Annotated in this window: 15 protein-coding genes; 2 read left to right on the forward strand and 13 right to left on the reverse strand. The window is 55.0% G+C overall.

What is annotated here, in order from left to right:
* Positions 1-237: 237 nt before the first annotated feature.
* Both ACR0I8_RS08220 and ACR0I8_RS08225 read right to left on the reverse strand, forming a co-directional pair.
* Positions 238-1881: a N,N-dimethylformamidase beta subunit family domain-containing protein gene (locus ACR0I8_RS08220; protein WP_170690880.1), complete on the reverse strand. Its 1644-nt coding sequence runs from the start codon at positions 1879-1881 to the stop codon at positions 238-240.
* Between the two features lie 4 nt (positions 1882-1885).
* The gene (locus ACR0I8_RS08225) at positions 1886-4366 is read right to left on the reverse strand and encodes a CoA transferase (RefSeq protein WP_170690878.1); all 2481 of its coding nucleotides are present in this window, start codon (positions 4364-4366) and stop codon (positions 1886-1888) included.
* A gap of 286 nt (positions 4367-4652) precedes the next feature.
* On the opposite strand from ACR0I8_RS08225, the gene ACR0I8_RS08230 reads away from it, so the two are divergent.
* Complete coding sequence (locus ACR0I8_RS08230) at positions 4653-6785, forward strand: adenylate/guanylate cyclase domain-containing protein (protein ID WP_170690877.1); 2133 nt, start codon at positions 4653-4655, stop codon at positions 6783-6785.
* 138 nt (positions 6786-6923) lie between these two features.
* On the opposite strand, the gene ACR0I8_RS08235 is transcribed toward ACR0I8_RS08230, so the two are convergent.
* From ACR0I8_RS08235 to ACR0I8_RS08285, 11 genes are all read right to left on the reverse strand, one after another.
* Positions 6924-7850, reverse strand: coding sequence for a DMT family transporter (locus ACR0I8_RS08235; protein ID WP_170690875.1), 927 nt, complete (start codon positions 7848-7850; stop codon positions 6924-6926).
* A 130-nt stretch (positions 7851-7980) separates the two neighbouring features.
* The gene (locus ACR0I8_RS08240) at positions 7981-9135 is read right to left on the reverse strand and encodes a Gfo/Idh/MocA family protein (RefSeq protein WP_480703008.1); all 1155 of its coding nucleotides are present in this window, start codon (positions 9133-9135) and stop codon (positions 7981-7983) included.
* Positions 9135-10190, reverse strand: coding sequence for a sugar phosphate isomerase/epimerase family protein (locus ACR0I8_RS08245; RefSeq protein WP_170375860.1), 1056 nt, complete (start codon positions 10188-10190; stop codon positions 9135-9137). Before ACR0I8_RS08245 ends, ACR0I8_RS08240 begins: the two co-directional genes overlap by 1 nt.
* A 27-nt stretch (positions 10191-10217) precedes the next feature.
* On the reverse strand, positions 10218-11276 hold the full coding sequence (locus tag ACR0I8_RS08250) for a LacI family DNA-binding transcriptional regulator (protein ID WP_170375858.1): 1059 nt from the start codon (positions 11274-11276) through the stop codon (positions 10218-10220).
* Positions 11277-11283: 7 nt separating this feature from the next.
* Positions 11284-12906, reverse strand: coding sequence for a dihydroxyacetone kinase subunit DhaK (locus tag ACR0I8_RS08255; RefSeq protein WP_170690873.1), 1623 nt, complete (start codon positions 12904-12906; stop codon positions 11284-11286).
* 11 nt (positions 12907-12917) lie between these two features.
* Entirely contained in the window at positions 12918-13910 is a 993-nt protein-coding gene (locus tag ACR0I8_RS08260; protein ID WP_170690871.1) for an ABC transporter ATP-binding protein, read from the reverse strand.
* Positions 13903-15000, reverse strand: coding sequence for an ABC transporter ATP-binding protein (locus ACR0I8_RS08265; RefSeq protein WP_170690869.1), 1098 nt, complete (start codon positions 14998-15000; stop codon positions 13903-13905). Before ACR0I8_RS08265 ends, ACR0I8_RS08260 begins: the two co-directional genes overlap by 8 nt.
* Positions 15001-15002: 2 nt before the next feature.
* Positions 15003-15191, reverse strand: coding sequence for a hypothetical protein (locus ACR0I8_RS08270; protein ID WP_155150119.1), 189 nt, complete (start codon positions 15189-15191; stop codon positions 15003-15005).
* Positions 15188-16126, reverse strand: a complete 939-nt coding sequence (locus ACR0I8_RS08275; protein WP_170690868.1) for a carbohydrate ABC transporter permease — start codon at positions 16124-16126, stop codon at positions 15188-15190. The genes ACR0I8_RS08270 and ACR0I8_RS08275 overlap by 4 nt, the downstream gene beginning before the upstream one ends.
* Positions 16123-17070 (reverse strand): carbohydrate ABC transporter permease, encoded by a 948-nt coding sequence (locus ACR0I8_RS08280; RefSeq protein WP_170690866.1) that lies wholly within the window; start codon positions 17068-17070, stop codon positions 16123-16125. Before ACR0I8_RS08280 ends, ACR0I8_RS08275 begins: the two co-directional genes overlap by 4 nt.
* A gap of 79 nt (positions 17071-17149) precedes the next feature.
* Complete coding sequence (locus ACR0I8_RS08285) at positions 17150-18469, reverse strand: extracellular solute-binding protein (RefSeq protein ID WP_170690864.1); 1320 nt, start codon at positions 18467-18469, stop codon at positions 17150-17152.
* 396 nt (positions 18470-18865) lie between these two features.
* Between ACR0I8_RS08285 and ACR0I8_RS08290 the strand changes: the two genes are divergently transcribed.
* On the forward strand, positions 18866-19645 hold the full coding sequence (locus ACR0I8_RS08290) for an MOSC domain-containing protein (RefSeq protein WP_170375846.1): 780 nt from the start codon (positions 18866-18868) through the stop codon (positions 19643-19645).
* Positions 19646-20150: the final 505 nt, after the last annotated feature.

A 20150-nucleotide genomic window follows, 5' to 3' on the forward strand; every position in this document is an offset into this window, starting at 1 on the left:
ACAGATTGGGCAAGAAGCAGTTGGTCAGCCCGGTTTGTGCTTGGGCAACTTCTGGAAGACAGAGTTCAGCACGTTGGGCCAAGCCGATGAAATCGCCGGATCACCTCGATTTTCTCAACTTCTGCTTTCGGCGCTGGATTTAATCTTGACACGCTGCATCGACGCGAGTCCGCTCAGAGCCCGAATTGACCGATGCTGCGGTTTGAACAGAGGTCCGCTTCAAGTAAGACGCAGAAGTTACCGTGAGCGCCCCCTCGATTTGCCAAACCTGTTCAAGACGTTGCGTGTGATCTGTTCGACTTGGTCGTCCTGCCGGATCAGGCCCGCGACCCATTCGCAGGTCGCAGCGGTGAATATCTCGCCCTTGCCACGCGGCCACGAGATGATCATTCCGTTGCCGCGTTTGCAGGCGTCCAAGGTTTCGGGCGTGACCTCTCCGAAGAGCACCTGCGCTTTGAACGCCGCGTCCGCTGACCCGATATAAAGCGTTTCACCCCAGATACCGTGATCGGCCTCGATATTGGTTGCGAGCCCCATGGCGAGAATGTTGATTTCGGGCACGGCACCATCCGTGCAAGTCGGAAAGGGCAACCCATCCTCGAAGCGATAGTCCAGCCCGTCAACCTCGTAGCCGAAAATCCGCGAGCGCGCGCCCAGCACGTCACCGTAGCCGAGCCCGGCTCCGTGAAAGGCCCAGTGTTCGTCGCGGTAGATCGTGAAGCCGCCCGCACCGCCGCCAACACAGTTGCCAAGACCGGCATAGACGCCGCGCAGGGCGTTAACACCGAAGGTCAACGCGCCGGGACGGTTCACTGGGTTCACCTCGAACGCACCCGAGACAAGGTGCTCTTGATCAGTCCCCATCAAAGGGTCCTGATCTGCGGTGTATTTGTAGCAGACCTGTGTGCGGCCTTCGTCCTCGATCCGGGTCTGCCACAGGAAATTCCCGGCAAACCGCGCGACATGCCCCCCGGAATCGACATAGGCATCGACAGTATCGCGCATGTCCGCGCTCCAGTATTCGTCATGGCCAACGAAAACGGCACAGGCATAGCGGTTCAGAAGATCAGGGTCGCGGTGCAGATCGTGTTGGGCGATCACGTCGAGCTCATATCCCTCAGTCTCGGCCCAATGCGCGAAATGGCGTTCATAGCTTGCCCAGCCCGCTGAGGCGTATTTCTTGGAATAGCCATAGGCATAGGCCCACTCCATGTAGGGATAGCGTACCATCTCGCTGGGCTTGGTCGGCTGTTCGCGCAACGCACGCGGTGCGCCCTCGGGCAGTTTGCAGAACCCCCGCGTCCATGGCCTCTGTGTGGAGACGATGGGTGAAAAAGCATCGCCATTCGGCCCTGTGATACCCTCATAGTGATTGGACCCGCCCCAGCAATTATAGGCTAGCCAGGTGCCCGTTGCACAAACCAGAACATAGGGCGGTTGCGCAGCATCTGGCGCAGTTCTGATTAGAATGACATGGTGTTCTTCAACCGTATCATCGCCCTTCCGAGCGCGGAAAGTGACCAGATAACCTCCGGGTGCCCAATCATCGGGGATGGTGAAGGCATAGGACTCGGGCCAGCCGCAGCCTTTGACCGAGCAATCCCGCGGCGTTGGATGATGCGCCCCCGACAGGCCGCTCTTGGTCAGTAGTGGCTCATAGAACTGCCCGTCGCGGCCGATCTCAAGCTCCCATTCCGTTGCCGTGGTGGACACGTGCAGCGCAACGCGGTCCCGAGGGGCATAGCTCATTTCTGGGGTGTAGCCCCATATTTCCAGAACCGCCTCGTCACGCGCCGGGCCGATATAGTAGTTATCAACGATATGGCGCGCCTTTGCACGGGTACGCGGCGTGGTCGCCGGTCCGGGGTGGTCCTGTGTCATATGTCTACTCCGGCAAATACTTGTCCGACCAGCTTTCGGCAGCTGCGCCATTTTCGATCATGTGCCCGATTTCCTCCTTCGTATAGCCTAGCCGTGCGAGGATTTCGCGCGTGTCCTGCCCGTATTTCGGAGCAGGTCCGGGGATCGTAATCGAGGCTTTTTCGGGCCGCACCGCATTGGGCGCGACGAGGTCGACCCACCTCCCCATCGGGTGCTGATCATGGCGCACCGCGCGAAAGGTCGACTCGGATATGTCGATCCTGCCGTTGCTTTCGAACTGCAGGCCTGCGTCGCGCGAGTCATGAAGGGAACCAAGAGGCGTGATACCTACCGAGCCCCCTGCAAAGGCACGCATCCAGTCGGCCACCGGTTTTTGCGCAAACCGCTCGGCAAGGGCGGCTTCCAATTCGGTGTCACCCTTGTCGACGAGGTCGGCCACATCCGGCACTTGGCTCAGGGCCGATTCTCGCTCTGTCGGGGCAGCAAAGAACATCCAGCCATCGGCGGCGGCATAACAGCGATAGAACGGCCCCCAACCTCGCACCTCGCGTCCTGAAGGCTCATCGAACGCTGGGCGCTCCTCGAAATTATACATGAATTGGGCCTGGATCATTTCACCTGCCGCGGCCAGTGAGGCGCGGGCAACACCACCTTTGCCGGTAACCCTTAACCGTTCCAGCGCCGCTCCGAGAGCCACGCAGGCACAATGCCCGGTCAGCGCGTCGATCGTACCGAAATGAGCGTGCTCCTCGGGTGTCTTAGGGCCACCACCAAAGCGGGTCATCACACCTGTCGCGGCTTGCGCGAGGTCGTCATAGCCAAGGTGATCCGATTTCGGCCCCCGACGCGGTCCGCCCCATGCATCAAGCTGCACCAGAATGAGACGCGGATTGATTTCCTTCAGTCGCGCTTCGCTCAGGCCCAGTGCATCACGTTGTTGATCGGTGCCGTTCATGGTTATCACATCGGCCCGCGCCACCAATCTCCAAAGCGCCTCCTGCCCCTGTTCCGAACGCAGATCGAGCAACACGCTTTTCTTGCCGCGTTGCGCATGCAGCCCGAATACCACCGCGTTCCACGGATCGACCGAAGGCTGCACGGGCTGGACCAGCGTGACCTGCGCCCCGAACCGCACCAGTGTAGACCCGATGGTCGGTCCGGCAATGACGTTTGTCAGATCCAGCACCTTCAGCCCGTCGAGCCAGAAGCCTTTGCCGTCGCCGCTCATGGGCATTCGCGGCGTCTCTGCAAGAACACCGCTCAGCGCATCCCGAAAGTCGTCCTGCTGTGGCCCTGCGGTTTTATCCATTGCGCCTGGATCATCGGCCAACCAAGCGACGTTGCCCATCTGCCGCATCTGCCCGTGGCGGGGATCGTCAAGCGCGACCACCAGCCCCGAGGTCAGCGCATGGGGGTCGGCCAGCCATTCGGCCGTGCTGCGTTGCGCTGTGGCCGGAGCCTTAGCCGCTCCGAAAAGTTCTTCCCATTCATGCGCAGGACGGGTCAGGAAGGCTGCTTTCATCGCATCAGCCAGTCGCCTGCGATCACCTACCCCCACCGGATAGCTGCGCAAAGCCCATTCCGCGGGCCAATCCGCCTGATCGACATAGACATCAAAATCCGGCAATTCCTTCAACAGATCGCCAAGACCGAGAACCTCCAGCACTCTTTGGGGATGGTTCACGATCGAGCAGGATACGATGTAAAACCCTCGTCCATCGGCACAGGTATAGGTGCGGTAGAACGGATCAAGAAATTCGGAGAGCTCGGCAAAGCTCAGGTTGTTGGGCAGGCCTTCGCGCGCGCGCCGCTCCAACTCCAACTCACGCGGAGATTTGTAGCGCTCGGGGTAGCCCTCGATCTGTTCGCAATTGTAAACCAGCCCCTCCAGCAGGGCAGACGCAAGCGGTACTTCGATGTGGTCGCCTCCCATCCGGGGCCGCGCGGCCAACGCAAATAGGACCGACATCGCACCGAATGCGGCACCATAGGCCGAGGCCAGCCCCAGCGGGGTAAAGGAAGGGTTGATCCCCATCAGCCGACGGTTCAACCCCATGTCGGTAAATTGCCCAGTGCGCGCCGCGATCACCGCTTCCCAGGCTGCCATCCCGGCGAGCTCGGGATCGGTTGACGCAAACCCGGGCAACGAAAGCGAGACGATGTCGGCGTTCACATGCCTGAGCGCCTCCGGCCCAAGCCCCAGCTGCTCCATCACGCCGGGACGGAAGTTCTCGATCACCACGTCAGCGCGGCGAACCAGATCTAGCGCCGTATTGCGTCCGTCGGCTGTCTTGAGATCAAGCGTAAGCGCACGCTTGCCACGCGATAACATGTCGAAAGCCGGGTCCTTCCACTTGGGGCCACTTGGCAGATCGATGCGGATCACCTCGGCCCCGAGATCGGCCATCATCATCCCGACCAACGGCCCGGCCAGAAAATGCCCAAAATCAAGGACACGAATGTGGGAAAGCGGGCGTTTCTGCATGGTTACTGGATCCTGTTCCGACGGTTTACCCCTACAAATCTACGAAATTGTCTGGGCATGTTTCATATTCATCCTGCCAAAAATGAGATCAATTCTGCCAATGCATCCCATCCACGTCTTTGTTTTCCTGTGTAATGCCTTTTCCAATATGGTGCTTGCATGCCTGCTTGAACCGTTGCGGGTGGTGCGCGATCAAACCGGTGCAGGTAACACTATGCTCAAGATACTCATATGTGAGGCAACGAGCGACTGGACTTCTATTGTTACATTTTGACTAATTAAGGGTATGAAAGTACGTCTCCATATCGGCGTTGCGACGTTATTCACGTTCCTCACGTTAGCCGTAACAACAATGCTTGTTGCCATTCTATATTTTGGCAACAAAGAGCTCGCCATTCGTACCGCGAAAGAGCGGATGACCGAGGCCAGAAGCCAGTCAGTCGATGAGATGCTAACCGTGATACGCGGAGCGGGAAGTGTCGTATCTTCTGCATCTGTCTTTCTTTCTAAATTTACGGACTATGCTGGCTCAAGTGCAGGTTTGGACGTGCTCTATTCGCAGATGCAAGGCAATGAGCACTACTATGGCTTGTATTTTGGCGAGGAAGAATCCGGAGACTTTTTTCAGAATATTAACCTCCCAAAACATTGGAAAACTTTTGGTACGAGCGCCTTGCCTGTGCCGGAAGGAGTAGATCGCGTTCAACGGGTAATTTCCGAGCAATTTGGCGAGCGCGTCGAGACTTACTTTTGGTCGGATGGCCGTTCGCTGGCCACACCATTTCTAAGTGGAACCACTGTCTACGATCCTCGAACACGCCCTTGGTATCGCGGGGCGTTAGAGCAAAGCGGCGTTTACGTATCGCCGCTTTATCAATTCGAGAGCACAGGGCGTTTGGGTGCAACGTTCTCAAAAACCGTGGTTGACGACGAAGGTAAATTGCTTGGCGTCGTTGCGCTCGACATAACAATATCGGCACTTTCGCAAATCCTGGATGATATCAGGATTGGCGATCATGGTTTGGTTTTCATGCTAGATCGCGAAGGTCGCCTACTTTCCTACACCAGCACGCGGTCCGAAGGTGGAGAGCCGCGCTTCGTGAGTACCAATACGAACGAGTTAGTTGAAGGTCGTAGCCAAATTATTGACGGTGTCATTGATAAATGGCGAACCAGTCAGCAGGATTTTTTCCGCATAGCTCCAGCATCCGATGAAAGAAACTATATCGCATCTGTGATGCCAATCCCTGAAGTCTTCGGTGCCCAACCCACGCTGGGGCTCATAGTGCCGGAAGATGAGTTTACCGGAGAAATAAAAAGAAACACCACTCGCGCCATGCAAATCGGCGTCCTTGCTTTGGTTCTGGCTGTCTCATTTACCTTTGTTGTCGCCCGTCTGTTGAGCAAAAACCTCGTGCGCGTGGCAACGGAAGCCAGAAAAGTCAGTAACTTTGAGCTAAGTGAGAACTTGAACCTGAAGTCAAATATTCAGGAAGTCGCCGAACTCGGGGCTGCCGTTGCGAGTATGAAAGCCGGTTTGTCGAGTTTCGGAGCGTTCGTACCGAAGGAGCTGGTGCGCTCTATCCTTTCAAAAGCAGAGAGAATTAGCGTTGGGGGAGAGTCGCGCGACGTGACACTTATGTTCGCTGACCTCAAAGGCTTCACGCGACAAACCGAGGGGCTTGAACCCGAAGTACTGATGCCTGCCTTGTCCGAGTATTTCGAAGCAATGGAAAAAGAGATATCCGGCAATCAGGGTACCGTGGATAAGTACATCGGCGATGCCATTATGGCTCTGTGGAATGCTCCGCTCGATGATACTGATCACCCTGTTCATGCTTGCCGAGCAGCTTTGGCGTGTTTGCAGGCTGAGGCGAAACTCAATTCTGATAACGAAGCGTTACCACTACGTCCGTTGCATACACGTTTCGGCCTGCACACCGGTCGCGTAGTGGTCGGCAACGTCGGGTCTCTTTCTAGGTTGCAATACACTGCACTCGGCGCTGCCGTTAATTTTGCTTCCAGACTGGAAGGGTTGAACAAAGTTTACGGCACAAGAATTCTCGTATCGTCAGATGTGGCCGTTCATGTCGAGAGCAAGTTTGTGCTGCGCGAAATTGACTTTGTCGTGCCTGCCGGGACTAGTTTTCCTAGTCGCATCTTTGAACTGGTAGCGGAAAAAGATGATGAGAGTGGTATTTTGGTGAGCGCAGCCAAAAAACGCGAACTCGAAGAATGGCGTGCATGCTATGACTTGTATCAGTCTGGAAAATGGACTGAAGCATCAGACGCCTTAAAGAGGCATCGAGAAATCGCAGCTAACAAGCTTCTTGTAGATGTCTTTATCGAACGCTGCGGCAGTTTTGCGTTTGAAGCTCCGGCCGATTGGGATGGCGTTTACCGTTTCGAGAAGAAATAAATGAGAAGCATCGTAAACTCTCGCCCCGATGGACCAGAGACCAGTCATTCACTCACAATCAAACCGGACCAGTCAAATCAGGCCAACCGAAAATGGGCATTGTATTAATGCCGGCGTATGTCGCCTTCGAACCCAATCCTACCGCCTCGGCGATTTTGCGAGCACGGTAGATACGGTGCGCGTCTTTCTACTTCTTGTGATCGCGATTGCGCCCAGCACTAAGGCACATGCAAAAGCTTGAGGAAAAGAGATGGCTTCGCCAAAAGCAAGATATCCCACGGCAAACATTGTGGGCAATTCGATGCTTCCGACGACCGCAGTTTGGGAAGCCCCAATAACAGGTGAGCATATCGTGTAAATAAGCTGGGGCACGAAAGCAGTAACCAGTCCAATACCAACAATGAAAAGCCAATCGGACTGTTCCCTTGGGAGAAGCTCTCCAACCTCAGCACCAAGTATAAGCGGCCCGAGGCCCAGTACAGACCCCAGAGAAACTGACGCGATACGTGCCAACGGCGCAATCCGTGACAACCTGTGTACCAGGACGCAAATTCCGAAGCCAAACCCAAATGGGGCGGCAAGGGATAGCAGCAGCGTTGGTAGGTATTCCGCAGCCACTGACGCAGGCGAGCCAGCAATGACAGCTGCCACCACAATCAGACCAGCGGCCAACATGGCGCGTCGCGTGGGTGCATCGCCAAATACAGCCCAAGCAATAACTAAGGTGAACACCGGATAGGTCATGTAAAGCACACCCACAGTCGATGCGGGCAACTTCTCCAGCGCCGCTACATATCCGATCCAACCAAGCCCCATTACGGCTCCGGCGGAAAGACCCCAAGTGATCTCTCGCCATGCTTTTCGGTGCACGATGAGAACCGGAAGCAGAAGAAGAGCCGCAATAATGTAGCGGTAGAATGCGACCGCATAGGGTGCAACGCCCTGTTCGGTCAAGCTGCGGCTGAAGTAGGGAACCAGGCCGAAACAGATTGAAGCAAAAAGAACACCAATAACCGCAAATGCGTAAGGGATTGGTGATCGATTTCTCACGGATGTCGTTACCATAATCTGGAGCTTCAGCGACGTTCGTGCTTTGTTGCTCCGGAGAGTTCATCGATAGGTTTCTCGTGCTTCGGTTTTTGGTAGATACCCATGCTGCCTACCAAGATGTATGCCCTACGCCCACAACCAGGATTTAAGTTAAGCTGACCCAAGCCGCATTCCTTGAAGAACTCTGCACGCATGCGGCTACAAACTTAACACCATTGAGTCCATCATGAACCGTTGGATAAACAACCGACGCATCAGGTGAAATACCATTCCGGCAAGCTTGGATCGCCTCAGCAGCCTCTCCATAGATATTGGCGAAACCTTCAAGATATCCCTCGGGATGGCCCGGAGGGACTCTGCTCAACCGATTGGCAACGTCACCAGCTCCGGCTCCATTTCGAGTGATCAGGCGCTTGGGTTCGTTGTATGGTGTGAACCAAAGGTAATTGGGATCTTCCTGGGCCCACTCCAGCCCACCTTTTTCGCCGTAGACCCGCAACCGAAGTGCGTTTTCATTTCCGGGAGCCACCTGAGAAGACCACAGCATTCCACGCGCTCCGCCCTCGAAGCGAAGCAAGACGTGGGCGTTGTCATCGACTTTGCGCCCCGGCACAAAGGCCTGCAAGTCCGCCGCAAGGCTTTCCGCTGTCAGCCCGGTTACAAAACAGGCGAGGTTGTAAGCGTGAGTTCCGATGTCACCGGTTGATCCACCCGCGCCCGAGCGTTCGGGATCGGTTCGCCACTCAGCTTGTTTGAAATCCTGCTGCTCGGTCAGCCAGTCCTGCGGGTATTCAACCTGAACCACGCGGATCTTGCCGATATCACCGTTGGCAACCATTTCCCGCGCCTGCCGAACCATCGGATAGCCCGTGTAATTGTGGGTCAGAATGAACAGCGCATTCGCGCTTTCCGCCGCCTTCACCAGCTTTTTTGCATCGGCAAGGGTCGAGGTGAGTGGCTTATCACAAATGACATGAATACCGCGTTTCAGGAACTCACGTGCGGCAGCATAGTGGACGTGATTTGGTGTGACGATTGAGACCGCCTCGATCCCGGATTTCAACCGGGCTTCGCGGATCGCCATTTGCTTGAAGTCTTCATAGACCCGTTCGAGGCCGAGTGCCTGACCACTTTCAATGGATTTCTCTGGCGTCGACGACAAAGCACCGGCAACCAGCTCGAACTTGTCGTCCAATCGCGCGGCGATGCGATGAACGCCGCCGATGAAGGCGTCGTTTCCGCCGCCAACCATGCCAAGGCGAATGCGTCCTGAAGTTTCTTCATTGCGTCCTGTGACCATCACTCAATCCCCAGCATTTTACGATTGGCGGCTTCGTCAGCGCCACCGTCTGCGAAATCATCAAAGGCTTTCTCGGTTACACGGATGATGTGATCGGACACGAATTGAGCACCCTCGCGCGCACCATCCTCGGGGTGCTTGAGACAGCATTCCCATTCGACCACAGCCCAGCCATCAAAGTCATTCGCGGCCATTTTTGAAAATACAGCCCCGAAGTCCACTTGGCCATCACCAAGCGACCGGAACCGCCCAGCCCGATCAACCCAGCTTTGATACCCGGAATAGACACCCTGCCGGCCGGTCGGGTTGAATTCGGCGTCTTTCACATGGAACATCCGGATCCGATCTTTGTAGATGTCGATATTGTCCAGATAGTCGAGACATTGCAGCACGTAGTGCGACGGGTCGTATAACATGCAGGCCCGTGGGTGGTATCCCGTGCGTTCCAGAAACATCTCGTAGGTCACACCATCGTGGAGGTCCTCTCCGGGGTGGATTTCATAGCAAACATCGACACCGCAGTCTTCGGCGTGATTCAGGATGGGCACCCACCGGCGCGCCAGCTCATCAAACGCGGTTTCAATCAAGCCGGCAGGGCGTTGCGGCCAAGGATAGACATAGGGCCATGCTAGCGCGCCAGAGAATGTTGCATGTGCGGAAATACCCAGGTTTTTTGACGCTGACAGTGCCTTTTTGACCTGGTCTACCGCCCATTCTTGCCGGGCTTTCGGGTTCCCGCGAACGCTTTCGGAAGCAAAGCCATCAAATGCACTGTCATAGGCCGGGTGAACGGCCACAAGCTGGCCTTGAAGATGCGTTGAAAGTTCGGTGACTTCGACGCCATTCTCCGTAGCTTTGCCTTTGAAGTCATCGCAATAGCCGGTGCTGGACGCGGCCTGTTCAAGGTCGAACAACCGGCCGTCCCAACTGGGGACCTGAACGCCTTTGTATCCACAATCAGCCGCCCATTTGGTGATCGCGTCCCACGAATTGAACGGTGCTTCGTCCCCCGCAAATTGCGCAAGAAACAAAGCTGGACCTTTGATCGTCTTCATAAAATTTCCTCCCCAAAACCTAAGCCTCTACGGCGGTAAATTATCCTTCAGATAGATGTCGATACGGATACGTTCCTGCGCTTTGTTGAATGGAACCTTGTCCTTAGTAGCGCGCAATAGACGGACGGCAGAACGAACAATATGCCCGGTGTCTTGCGAGATTAAGGCGTCAAATGTGCCAAGCCTAAGCGCCTCACGACTGAGCGGCGTAAGCTCATGCGCTATGATCACCAGATCCTTGCTGAACCTGTTCTCTGAAAGAAATTGTATCAGGCCCGCATTGCCCGCCGCTGACGAGTATATTCCGACCAGATCTGGATAGGTTTCAAAGATCTCCGGCATCATCTTGTAAATCAGATCCGGGTCATCCCGGCCCTCAACCGACGCCACGACTTGGAGGTGCGGAAATTCCTCGGCCACGACAATGTCAAAGCCTTGGCGACGTTCGAGGTGGTCACGCGCCAAACGAGAGCCTGTAAGAACCAAGACCTTGCCGTCGCGATGGACAAACCGCCCCATCAGCTGAGCGGCGGTTCGTCCTGCCGAAACGTTATCGATTCCCACAAAGTGGTCTCGCTCGGAACTGGGCAAGTCAGATACCAAGGCAACCACCGGAACGCCTTTGTCCCTGAGCCTTTTGACAGCATCGCGGACAGAAGGCGTTTCGGGCCCAAAAACGGCAACCCCATCAACATCCAAACTGTCGACAGCATCCAAAATGTTGACGATATCTTGCGGCTCGAACGGAGCGACCTTCTTTATCGCAATGCGGGTCCGCTCGATAAATTGGTCACGGGATTGTTCTGCGATCTGACTGCTGATTGCCTCCACAAACTCGTTGTCCGTGCCCGGCAGAACAAAGAGGAAGTTGTAAACTCGGTTTCGCGCAAGGTTGGCCGCGGCCGTATCGCGCACATAGCCCAGCTCATCAATTGCCTTTTGTACTTTCTGTACGGTTACGGCACGCACGCCGGGGCGTCTGTTCAAGACCCGGTCTACAGTCGCGAGACTGACACCCGCGACGCGCGCGAGGTCATTGACGGTTGGCTTTTTCACCAATTCTAGTTTTTGTTTTTGGTCTTCCACGTGTTCTTCAGCCCTCAATCTCCCGTGCCAAGCCTTCAAACAACAAAGCAACAGCCTCAGCACCGGGATCGTTATGTCCAACTAGGTTTTCTTCGGGAACATAGGCTGCCCGGCCTGCCTTCGCACGTCGAATATTCGCGGTGTTGTTCGCACCTTCGCGGGCAGCCTCGGCCGCATGCGTCAGGCCAGATGGCAGTGCGGCAAGTGCCGGTGCCAGGGCGTCAATCATTGTCCGGTCACCGACGTTGGCACCCCCAACCTGGCTGACGCGATTCAGACCTTCGACCAGGGACTTTGGCACCGAAGCCCCGCTCGCACAGGCATCTCCAGCTGCGTTGAAAAAGATTGCGAGTATCACCCCGGATGAGCCACCCATAGTCTGGCTCAACTCATTGCCCAACGCCGGAAACAGCTGCGTCAGATCAGCAAGCGGCATGCGGTCAAGGCTACCTTGCAATGCTCTTGCGGCAGTCGCCAGCGTGCTGCCGGTGTCACCGTCCCCGGACTTAGCGTCCAACTCGTTCAGATTCTTCTCTGCGTTGATGAGCAGTTCAGACAACCGGGTGATTGTTTCTCTTGTGGTGGGATTGTTTGAAGGAATTGGATCGATCGGCGTCAGGCCGTCTGGCAATGGTGCTACTTTGATCGGGTCGATGGAATTGACCCCGGGCCACGCGGCCAGATCAACGGGTGCTTCCAGCGCTGACAAATCGTCTTCATCCACGGGCAGAATGGAAACCGAAAACCCGTGCATATCCAACGACGTCATCATTGGTGCCGGGCCAATGATATGGTGGGCGATACCAGTTTGGGACAACGCGTGCGTGAGGACAGCCATTTCTAGCGGAGTTGTTGAACCCAGGTTGTTGATCAGTGCCACGCAGTCCCCATCGCCCACTCTTTGCTTCAGCTTCTCCACCACTGTGGACATGGCCGATACCGCATTCGAGAACTCGACTTGCTGTACGCCGGGCTCACCATGGATACCCAGGCCAAGCTCTGCCTTCCCCGGCGCGATCCTGTCTTCTTTCGGAGATCCCGGAACTGTACAGGTGTCCAGGCTCATACCGATGCTGACAACCTTTGCTATGGTGCTTCTTGCCGCTTTGGTAACGGTATCCAGGTCAGCACCGTTTTCAGCAAGCGCTCCGGCGATTTTGTGAACGAACAACGTACCCGCAACACCACGTGGTTGCGGAAGGTCGGGCAGGGCGATGTCATCATCGACGACGACCATCTCGACCTTGCGACCCAATGCACGGGCGCGTTCCGCCGCAAGGCCAAAATTCAGCCGATCACCGGTGTAATTCTTGACGATCAGCAGGCACCCGGCCTCACCCGTTACCGCAAGAATGCCGGCCAAAACTGCCTCGACCGAGGGTGAGGCGAACACTTCGCCGCAGACCGCGGCTGTCAACATACCGGCGCCAACGAAACCGGCATGGGCGGGTTCGTGACCAGACCCTCCTCCGGATACCAGGGCGACTTTCGACTTGTCCCAATCCGACCGGTAAACAACCTTGATATGCGGATAGCCGTCCAGCCGGGTAAGCTGACCGCCAGAGGAAGCCAGAAGACCGTCTATCGCCTCTGTCACCAGAGTTTCTTTTGTGTTGAGGAACTGGGCCATGCTTTTGCTCCTTAATTCACGCGCGCGCCGGACGCGTCAAAATACAACGGGTTGTTAGGACGGATTTTTATAATCTTTCCAGATGGGTAGTCCTGATGGACATCAATCAGGGTCACAACCGGGTGACCATTAAGGTCCAGGTGCAGCCGTGTTTGATCGCCCAGATGTTCGGCACGTATGACACGCGCTTCACTGCCTTCGCCTTCAATGATGTTTTCTGGGCGCAAGCCAATCTGCGGGCCTTTGTGATCGCCGCCGAACAACTCGGATGGCAGGATGTTGATCCGCGGCAGACCCAACCGGCTGGCGACATAAACACTGCCAGGGTTTTCATAGATATCCCGGGGTGTTCCGTATTGAACCAGTTTTCCGTTTTCCAACACGCCAATATGCGTCGCCATTGTCATGGCTTCGACCTGATCGTGAGTAACATAAAGCAAAGTTGACCCCAGATCGGCCTGAATCCTCTTCAACTCGACCCGCAAATCCGCCCGTAGCTTGGCGTCCAAAGAGCTGAGCGGTTCGTCCATCAGGAAGATCTGGGGATCGCGCACCAACGCCCGTCCAATTGAAACGCGCTGCATTTCACCACCGGACAGTTCGGTGGCTTTGTTGTCCAGTTTGTGCGGAATCTGGAGGATTTCTGAGACTTCGTTGACCTTCCTCGTGATCTCATCCTCTGGCGTCTTCAGGATCGGCGACCGCAGAGGGAAGGACAGGTTCTCACGCACCGTCATATGCGGGTACAGTGAGTATTGCTGGAAGACCATCGCCACGTCGCGCTGGGCAGGTGTATCTAATCCAACGTCACGCCCGGCAATGCGCAACGTTCCTGAATCCAGTTTCTCAAGCCCGGAAATCAATCTCAGCGTCGTTGTTTTCCCCGCACCAGTCGGGCCCAACAACACCACAAAGGCTCCGTTGGGGATCGTCATTGAGATATCATCCACCGCTTTGACGTTGCCGAATGATTTCGAGATATTCTCCAACACGACTTCAGCCATTGCTTAGTACCTCGTCGTTCAGAGCGGACCTCAACGCGCGCCCAGTAGACTTTTCAAATAGGGTTACCGCGGGGGAGCGGAACTCCAATCCCACTGTCTCGCCGGGATTAACGGTCTCGCGGGCATCAATCCGGGCTTTCAGCTCTCCGTTCGGGCTTTGCAGCGTCACGATCTGGGTGGTTCCCAGATATTCTGCCGCCAGGACCTTGGCCCGGTAAGCGCTGTCGTCTGACAGAAAAACATGCTCGGGGCGTACGCCGAAAACCAAGTCACCTTCCGCCCCTTCCATCAGTTTGGGCACGGCTTCGTCATGGCCATTCAGTCGAACCATTTCCGAGCCAGGCACGACCTTTCCTTGAAACGGCAGGAAGTTCATCGAAGGAGACCCGATAAAGCCCGCAACGAACATTGTGGCTGGTTTGTCGTAGATTTCCTGAGGTGTGCCGAACTGCTCAATCACAGCGTTGTTCATCACAACGATCTTGTCGCCCATTTGCATGGCTTCCAACTGATCGTGTGTGACATAAACAGTGGTTGCGCCCATGCGATCATGAAGCGCGCGGAGTTCTTCGGCCATATGCTCACGAAACTCGGCATCCAAGGCACCAAGAGGTTCGTCCATCATGAACGCCTTGGGTTCGCGAACAATCGCGCGGCCCAGCGCCACGCGCTGCCTGTCGCCGCCCGACAACCCACCTACCGGGCTATCGAGGATGTCGTTGATCCCCAGAATGCTTGCGACTTCCTCGACTTTGGCCTTTACGGCGGCGCGGGGCATACCCTGCGATATCAGGGGGTAGCTGATATTCTTTCGCACGTTCATATGCGGGTACAGCGCGAACATCTGGAACACGAAGGCAATGTCCCGCTCTGACGGCGGGCGCTGGCTGATCTCTTCGCCGTCCAGATAAATCTCACCCGACGTTGGAAGCTCCAACCCTGCGATCATACGCAGGGTCGTGGTTTTTCCGCATCCGGACGGGCCCAGCAGCATGAAGAACTCGCCGTCCTCAATCGTGAACGAACTTTCGCGGACAGCCGTGAAATCGCCGAACATCTTCTTTACGTTTTTGACTACGATCTGGGCCATTTCTACTCCGGGAAATGGCTGACGATGATGAACATGACGGTTCCGATCAGCGTGACGATGAAAGAGTAGGTGAAGGCCCAAAGGACAAAGGGTTGCATCAGCATGAAGACACCCAGTGCAATAAGGATGGTTGCGACCATCTCCCATGGGCCGCGGCGGAGCCGTAGTAATCCGGTAAGAAACTCGCTCATTTGCGTACGGCTCCGAATGTGATCCCACGCAGCAAATGTCTGCGCATCAGGATGGTGAAAATCATGACGGGGATCAGGAAGATCGTGGCACCTGCGGCAACAGCGGGCCAGTCCAGGCCGCCAATACCGATAATGGTCGGAATGAACGGAGGTGCAGTCTGCGCATTCGCGGATGTCAGCAGCACGGCAAACGCGTATTCATTCCAGGCGAAGATCAGGCAGAAGATCGCAGTTGACGCGATGCCGGTCGCGGCTTGAGGCAGCACCACTTTGTAGAAGGCCTGAAACCTCGTGTAGCCATCTATGAGGGCGGCTTCTTCGTACTCTCTGGGGATTTCGTCGATGAACCCTTTCAGCAACCAAACCGCCAGGGAGATATTCACGCCCGTATAGAGCAGGATCATCCCGAGATGCGTGTCGCTTAAACCGAGGTTTCTGAACATCAGGAAGATAGGGATAGCAACCGCGACCGGGGGCATCATCCTCGTACTCAGGATGAAGAATAGAAGGTCATCCTTAATTGGAACCTTGAACCTGCTGAAGGCATAGGCGGCCAGCGTACCAAGGAAGATACTCAGGAAGGTTGAGCCAAATCCGATGATAACCGAATTCATAAAACGCTCGCCGAACTTGGACGGGCCGACAATCACCATGTCGTACTGGCGGACGATCTCATCGGCCCAGTTCTGTGGTGGGTTCGCTTCCAGAAATTCCTGCGTCTGCCGTGTGCGCGTGGTGAAAAGGTTGACGTAGCCTTCAAGCGTTGGGTCAAAGACCACTTTGGGCGGGTAGCTGATCGCGTCGGCCGGGGATTTGAAGCCAGTCAGCAAAATCCAGACCAGCGGGATCATCGTGATCAGCGCATAAGTGATGACCAGAAAGCCTGCGATCCACTTGGACCGGTTCGAAGGTTCAGTGACGGAAAAACTGCTCATCTCTGTTTCACCTTGTTCAGGGCTTTGACGTAGATCGACGCAAGGCCGAACACGGTGACGAAAAGGATGATCGCATAGGCTGACGCATAGCCCGTACGCCATTTCTCAAAGGCTTCGCGTTTCAGGTTAATCGAAGTGAGTTCCGTAACAGACCCCGGCCCACCGCCGGTTAACTGAACCACCAAGTCGAACATCTTGAAGTTCTCGATGCCTCGAAACAGCACAGCGAGCATCAGGAACGGCAGCACCATCGGGATGGTAATCGTAAAGAACTGTCGCAGCTTGCTGGCTCGGTCGATCTCAGCAGCCTCGTATATGTAGTCGGGAATGCTGCGCAGACCGGCCAAGCAGATCAGCATCACGAAGGGGGTCCACATCCAGGTGTCGACAATCACGATCGCCCATGGTGCCAACGTGACTGATCCCAGCATTTCAAAGCTCGATGGGTCCTTGCCGGTAAACCAAGACACGATGTAATTGAACAGGCCGATTTGAGGTTGATACAGGAACTTCCAGAAGTTACCGACAACCGCCGGAGACAGCATCATCGGCAGCACGATAATCGTGGTCCAAAGATCGTTGCCCTTGAATTTCTTGTTGATCAACCACGCTAGCGTGAACCCGATCAGGACCTGAAAAAAGATCGTCCAGAACAGGAAATGCGCCGTCGCCTGCATATTCAACCAGGTGTCTGAATCGGTCAGGATACGTTCGTAATTCCGGAAACCGACATCTTTGACTTCACGCCCGATCCTGTTGGCCTTGTAGTTGGTAAAGCTCAGTTGGATGGTCCAGATCAACGGAAAGATGTTGATCGCCAGCAATAGAAAAATCGTTGGGGAGATGAATATCCAGGCGATCGCGCGGTCGGATAATCCCCGGATTTTTCGCGCAACTCGCTCGGGCGTTGCCTGCGCAACGCGATCTACGGTCCTGTCAGACATCTCTTTGCCAGTTCTTGTTGGTTTCGGACTCACGGGTGAAGGTGGAGCGGGTTTTCACCCGCTCCTGCCTGTGTCCGGACTACAGCTTGCCTTCGTCTTCGAAGACTTCCGTCCAATCTTCGATCAGAAGATCCAACGCTTCCTGAGCTGTACCTTGGTCAGCAACCACGTAGTCGTGGATGCGTTTCTGCATTGCCAGCAGAAGCTCAGCATAGGCAGGCTCTTGCCAGAAATCCTGCACACCACCCATTGCTTCCAGGAAGTCTCCGGCAAACGGTTGGCTGTCCACGAAACCAGGATCTTCCAGCACCGAGTTGTGCGCCGAGTAGCCGCCTAGCTCCCACCATTTGGCCTGCACTTCTGGCTGCGCGAACCACTTGATGTACTCAAGTGCAGCGTCCTGCTTGTCGGAGTAGCTGACAACAGAGATACCTTGTCCGCCCAGCGTCGAACCTGCCTGATTTTGAGGTGGGTTTACGAAGAAGTCGATCTTGTCACCACCCGTATTTGGGTCGGCGTAGAGACCTGGGAAGAACGCAAACCAGTTCATAGCCATGGCGACCTGACCGGACTTAAAGGCGTCCAAGCTCTCACCCATGTAAGAGTTGGTATATCCCGGAGGCGTCGCCGTTTCGTAGAACTCCTTGTAGAATTCCAGAGCTTCAACCGCTTCGGGTGAGTTTACCGCGCCTTCCATGTCATATGAGCCCGGGGTGTTTTCGTATTTGAAGCCCCAAGGATACAGCGCTCCGGTCACACCCATGGTGATCCCTTCCGAGCCGCGCTCGGTAAAGATTGCTGCCCCATAGACGGTCTTGCCTTCGATCTCACGACCCTGGAAGAACTGTGCGATCTGCAACAACTCTTTCTGAGACTGAGGCTCACGCAGGTCCTGACCCGTCGCCTCTTTGTATGCGGCTTGAATGTCGGGGTTTTCAAACCAGTCCTTGCGATAGAACCAGCCGTTTGCATCGCCCATCGCAGGCAGCGCGTAGTAGTTTGGTGTGCCCTTAGGCCATGTCGAGTACGCGTAGACAGTGGCCGGCGCGAAATCGTCCATGCTGATGCCTTCAGCATCGAAGAACTCGTTCAGCTGGACATAGTGACCATTCTCAGCGCCACCACCGATCCATTGGCTGTCACCAATCAGCAGGTCGCAAAGCTTACCCCCCGAGTTCAGCTCGTTCAGCATCCGGTCCGCGAAATTCGGCCAGGGAACAAACTCGAAGTTCATCGTATGGCCGGATTCTGCTTCGAATTCTTTCGATAGCTCAACAAGCGCGTTGGCCGGGTCCCATGCAGCCCAACAAAGCGTTAGATCTTCAGCATTTGCCTTGGTAGAAAGAGTAGTAGCGGCAAGGACTATTGCGCTGGCCGAGGCCAGTTTTGTGTAAGTCATCCATTCCTCCCTTTTTGCGCCGTCAATCGAGGATGTGCGAATCGCGGCATACTTCCAAGGCTATTTGAGGTACGCACCTCAAGTCCAGAATTTTTTGAGGTTCGTACCTCAAATAGTCAAAGAAGGTTGTCGACATCGCTTTTTAGTTATTGATTTTATTTAATTTACTCATTTGCGTTGATGCGCATGTATTTTTGACAGTTAGGATTTTTGAGGCCCTGTTGACCAAAAATGGTACAGACCGCAATCGCGGCAATGATGTGTCCAGCAGGTTAAGCGAACACGCTTTTGAGGCACTCACAGATTATTTGGTCGATACCTTGGAGAATTGGAGATAGCGTCAAACAGCACGGACCACGCAGGATCGTGTAAACTCGTTTGGTCAGGTGCAGACGTATGAACATGCTCTCTATCGTCAGATTGAACCGGTACCCAATTAAAGGTTTGAGTGCCGAGCCCATGCAAACCGTAAAGCTGCGAGCAGGAGAGGGGATTCCTGGTGATCGCTTGTTCGGATTCGCGCGCTACAACTCCGGTTTCGATGCGCAGAACCCTCAGCCACTGCCGAAAGATCGCTTTGTTGTTCTGTTGAATGAGGCTGCACTGGCAGGTGTTAAGACGAATTTTGATACTGAGACCCAAACTCTAAAGATCAAAGCAAGCGGCAAAACACACAGCTTTAATATGCAAGCACCAGAAGATCGGATGAATGCGGCAAGTTTCCTGTCTTCAGAGATCGATTTAAAAGATCCCGAACCGCCAAATTTCGTTTCGTCTGCTCCTCATCGGTTTACAGATGTGTCTGTCGTCTCACCTAAAATGATGAATGCGATATCCGTTTTAAATCTGGCGTCTGTGGAGAAATTGGGTGAACAACTGAACGCGGAAATCCACCCAGCACGCTTCCGGGCGAATATTGAGATAGAAGGCTTACCCCCGTTTTCTGAGCTGGACGCAGTTGGATCAGTTCTTAGATTCGGCGATGTCGAGTTAAAGATACTCTCACGTACGAAAAGGTGTGCAGCCACCGAGGTGAACCCGGATACGACCGAGCGGGACTTGAAGATACCCTATCTAATTCGGAAGTTGATGGGTCATATGGACATGGGTGTCTATGTTGAGGTGGCTAAACGCGGCAAGCTGAGCGTGGGCCAAACAGGGCAAGTGTTAAATTGAACACTACTTCCCCAACCAAAGTGGCAGTCCCAGGCGATTTGTCCCGCGTTCTCTCAAATGATTTGTGCCTACTCTTTCACCAGCCGTTTTCTTGCTCGCCCAGCGTAGTGCAGGCAACTCCCGCGAAAAACAATGCTCCAGTTGAAGCAGGTTACTGACCGAACCTAATAAATTAGCCTACATCGTAGCTTGCGAGTCTTTTTGACCTCTTCTTAGGCTTGGGAGGGAAGATGGGCCTATGCGCGCTGACTACGCGATGGAAAGTCTTTGTGTCGTCAATGGGAAAGTTGTTGCGACCGAGATACCTCAGTCAGTGCAAAATTAACGACCTAGCGGTCACCGAAAGGGAAATCTATGTGTCGCCCCGCATAGTTGCTCAACTTCACACGAACCTGACCCAACCGTTGTAGTTGGACCAGAAGAGCGATGAACCCTCGGCATCAGATGGCGCCCTAAGTCAATTTTTTGAATGAAGTTGGATCTAGAGCTGCAGATAGTTTTCTGA

The sequence above is a fragment of the Ruegeria sp. BG9 genome, assembly GCF_056538305.1.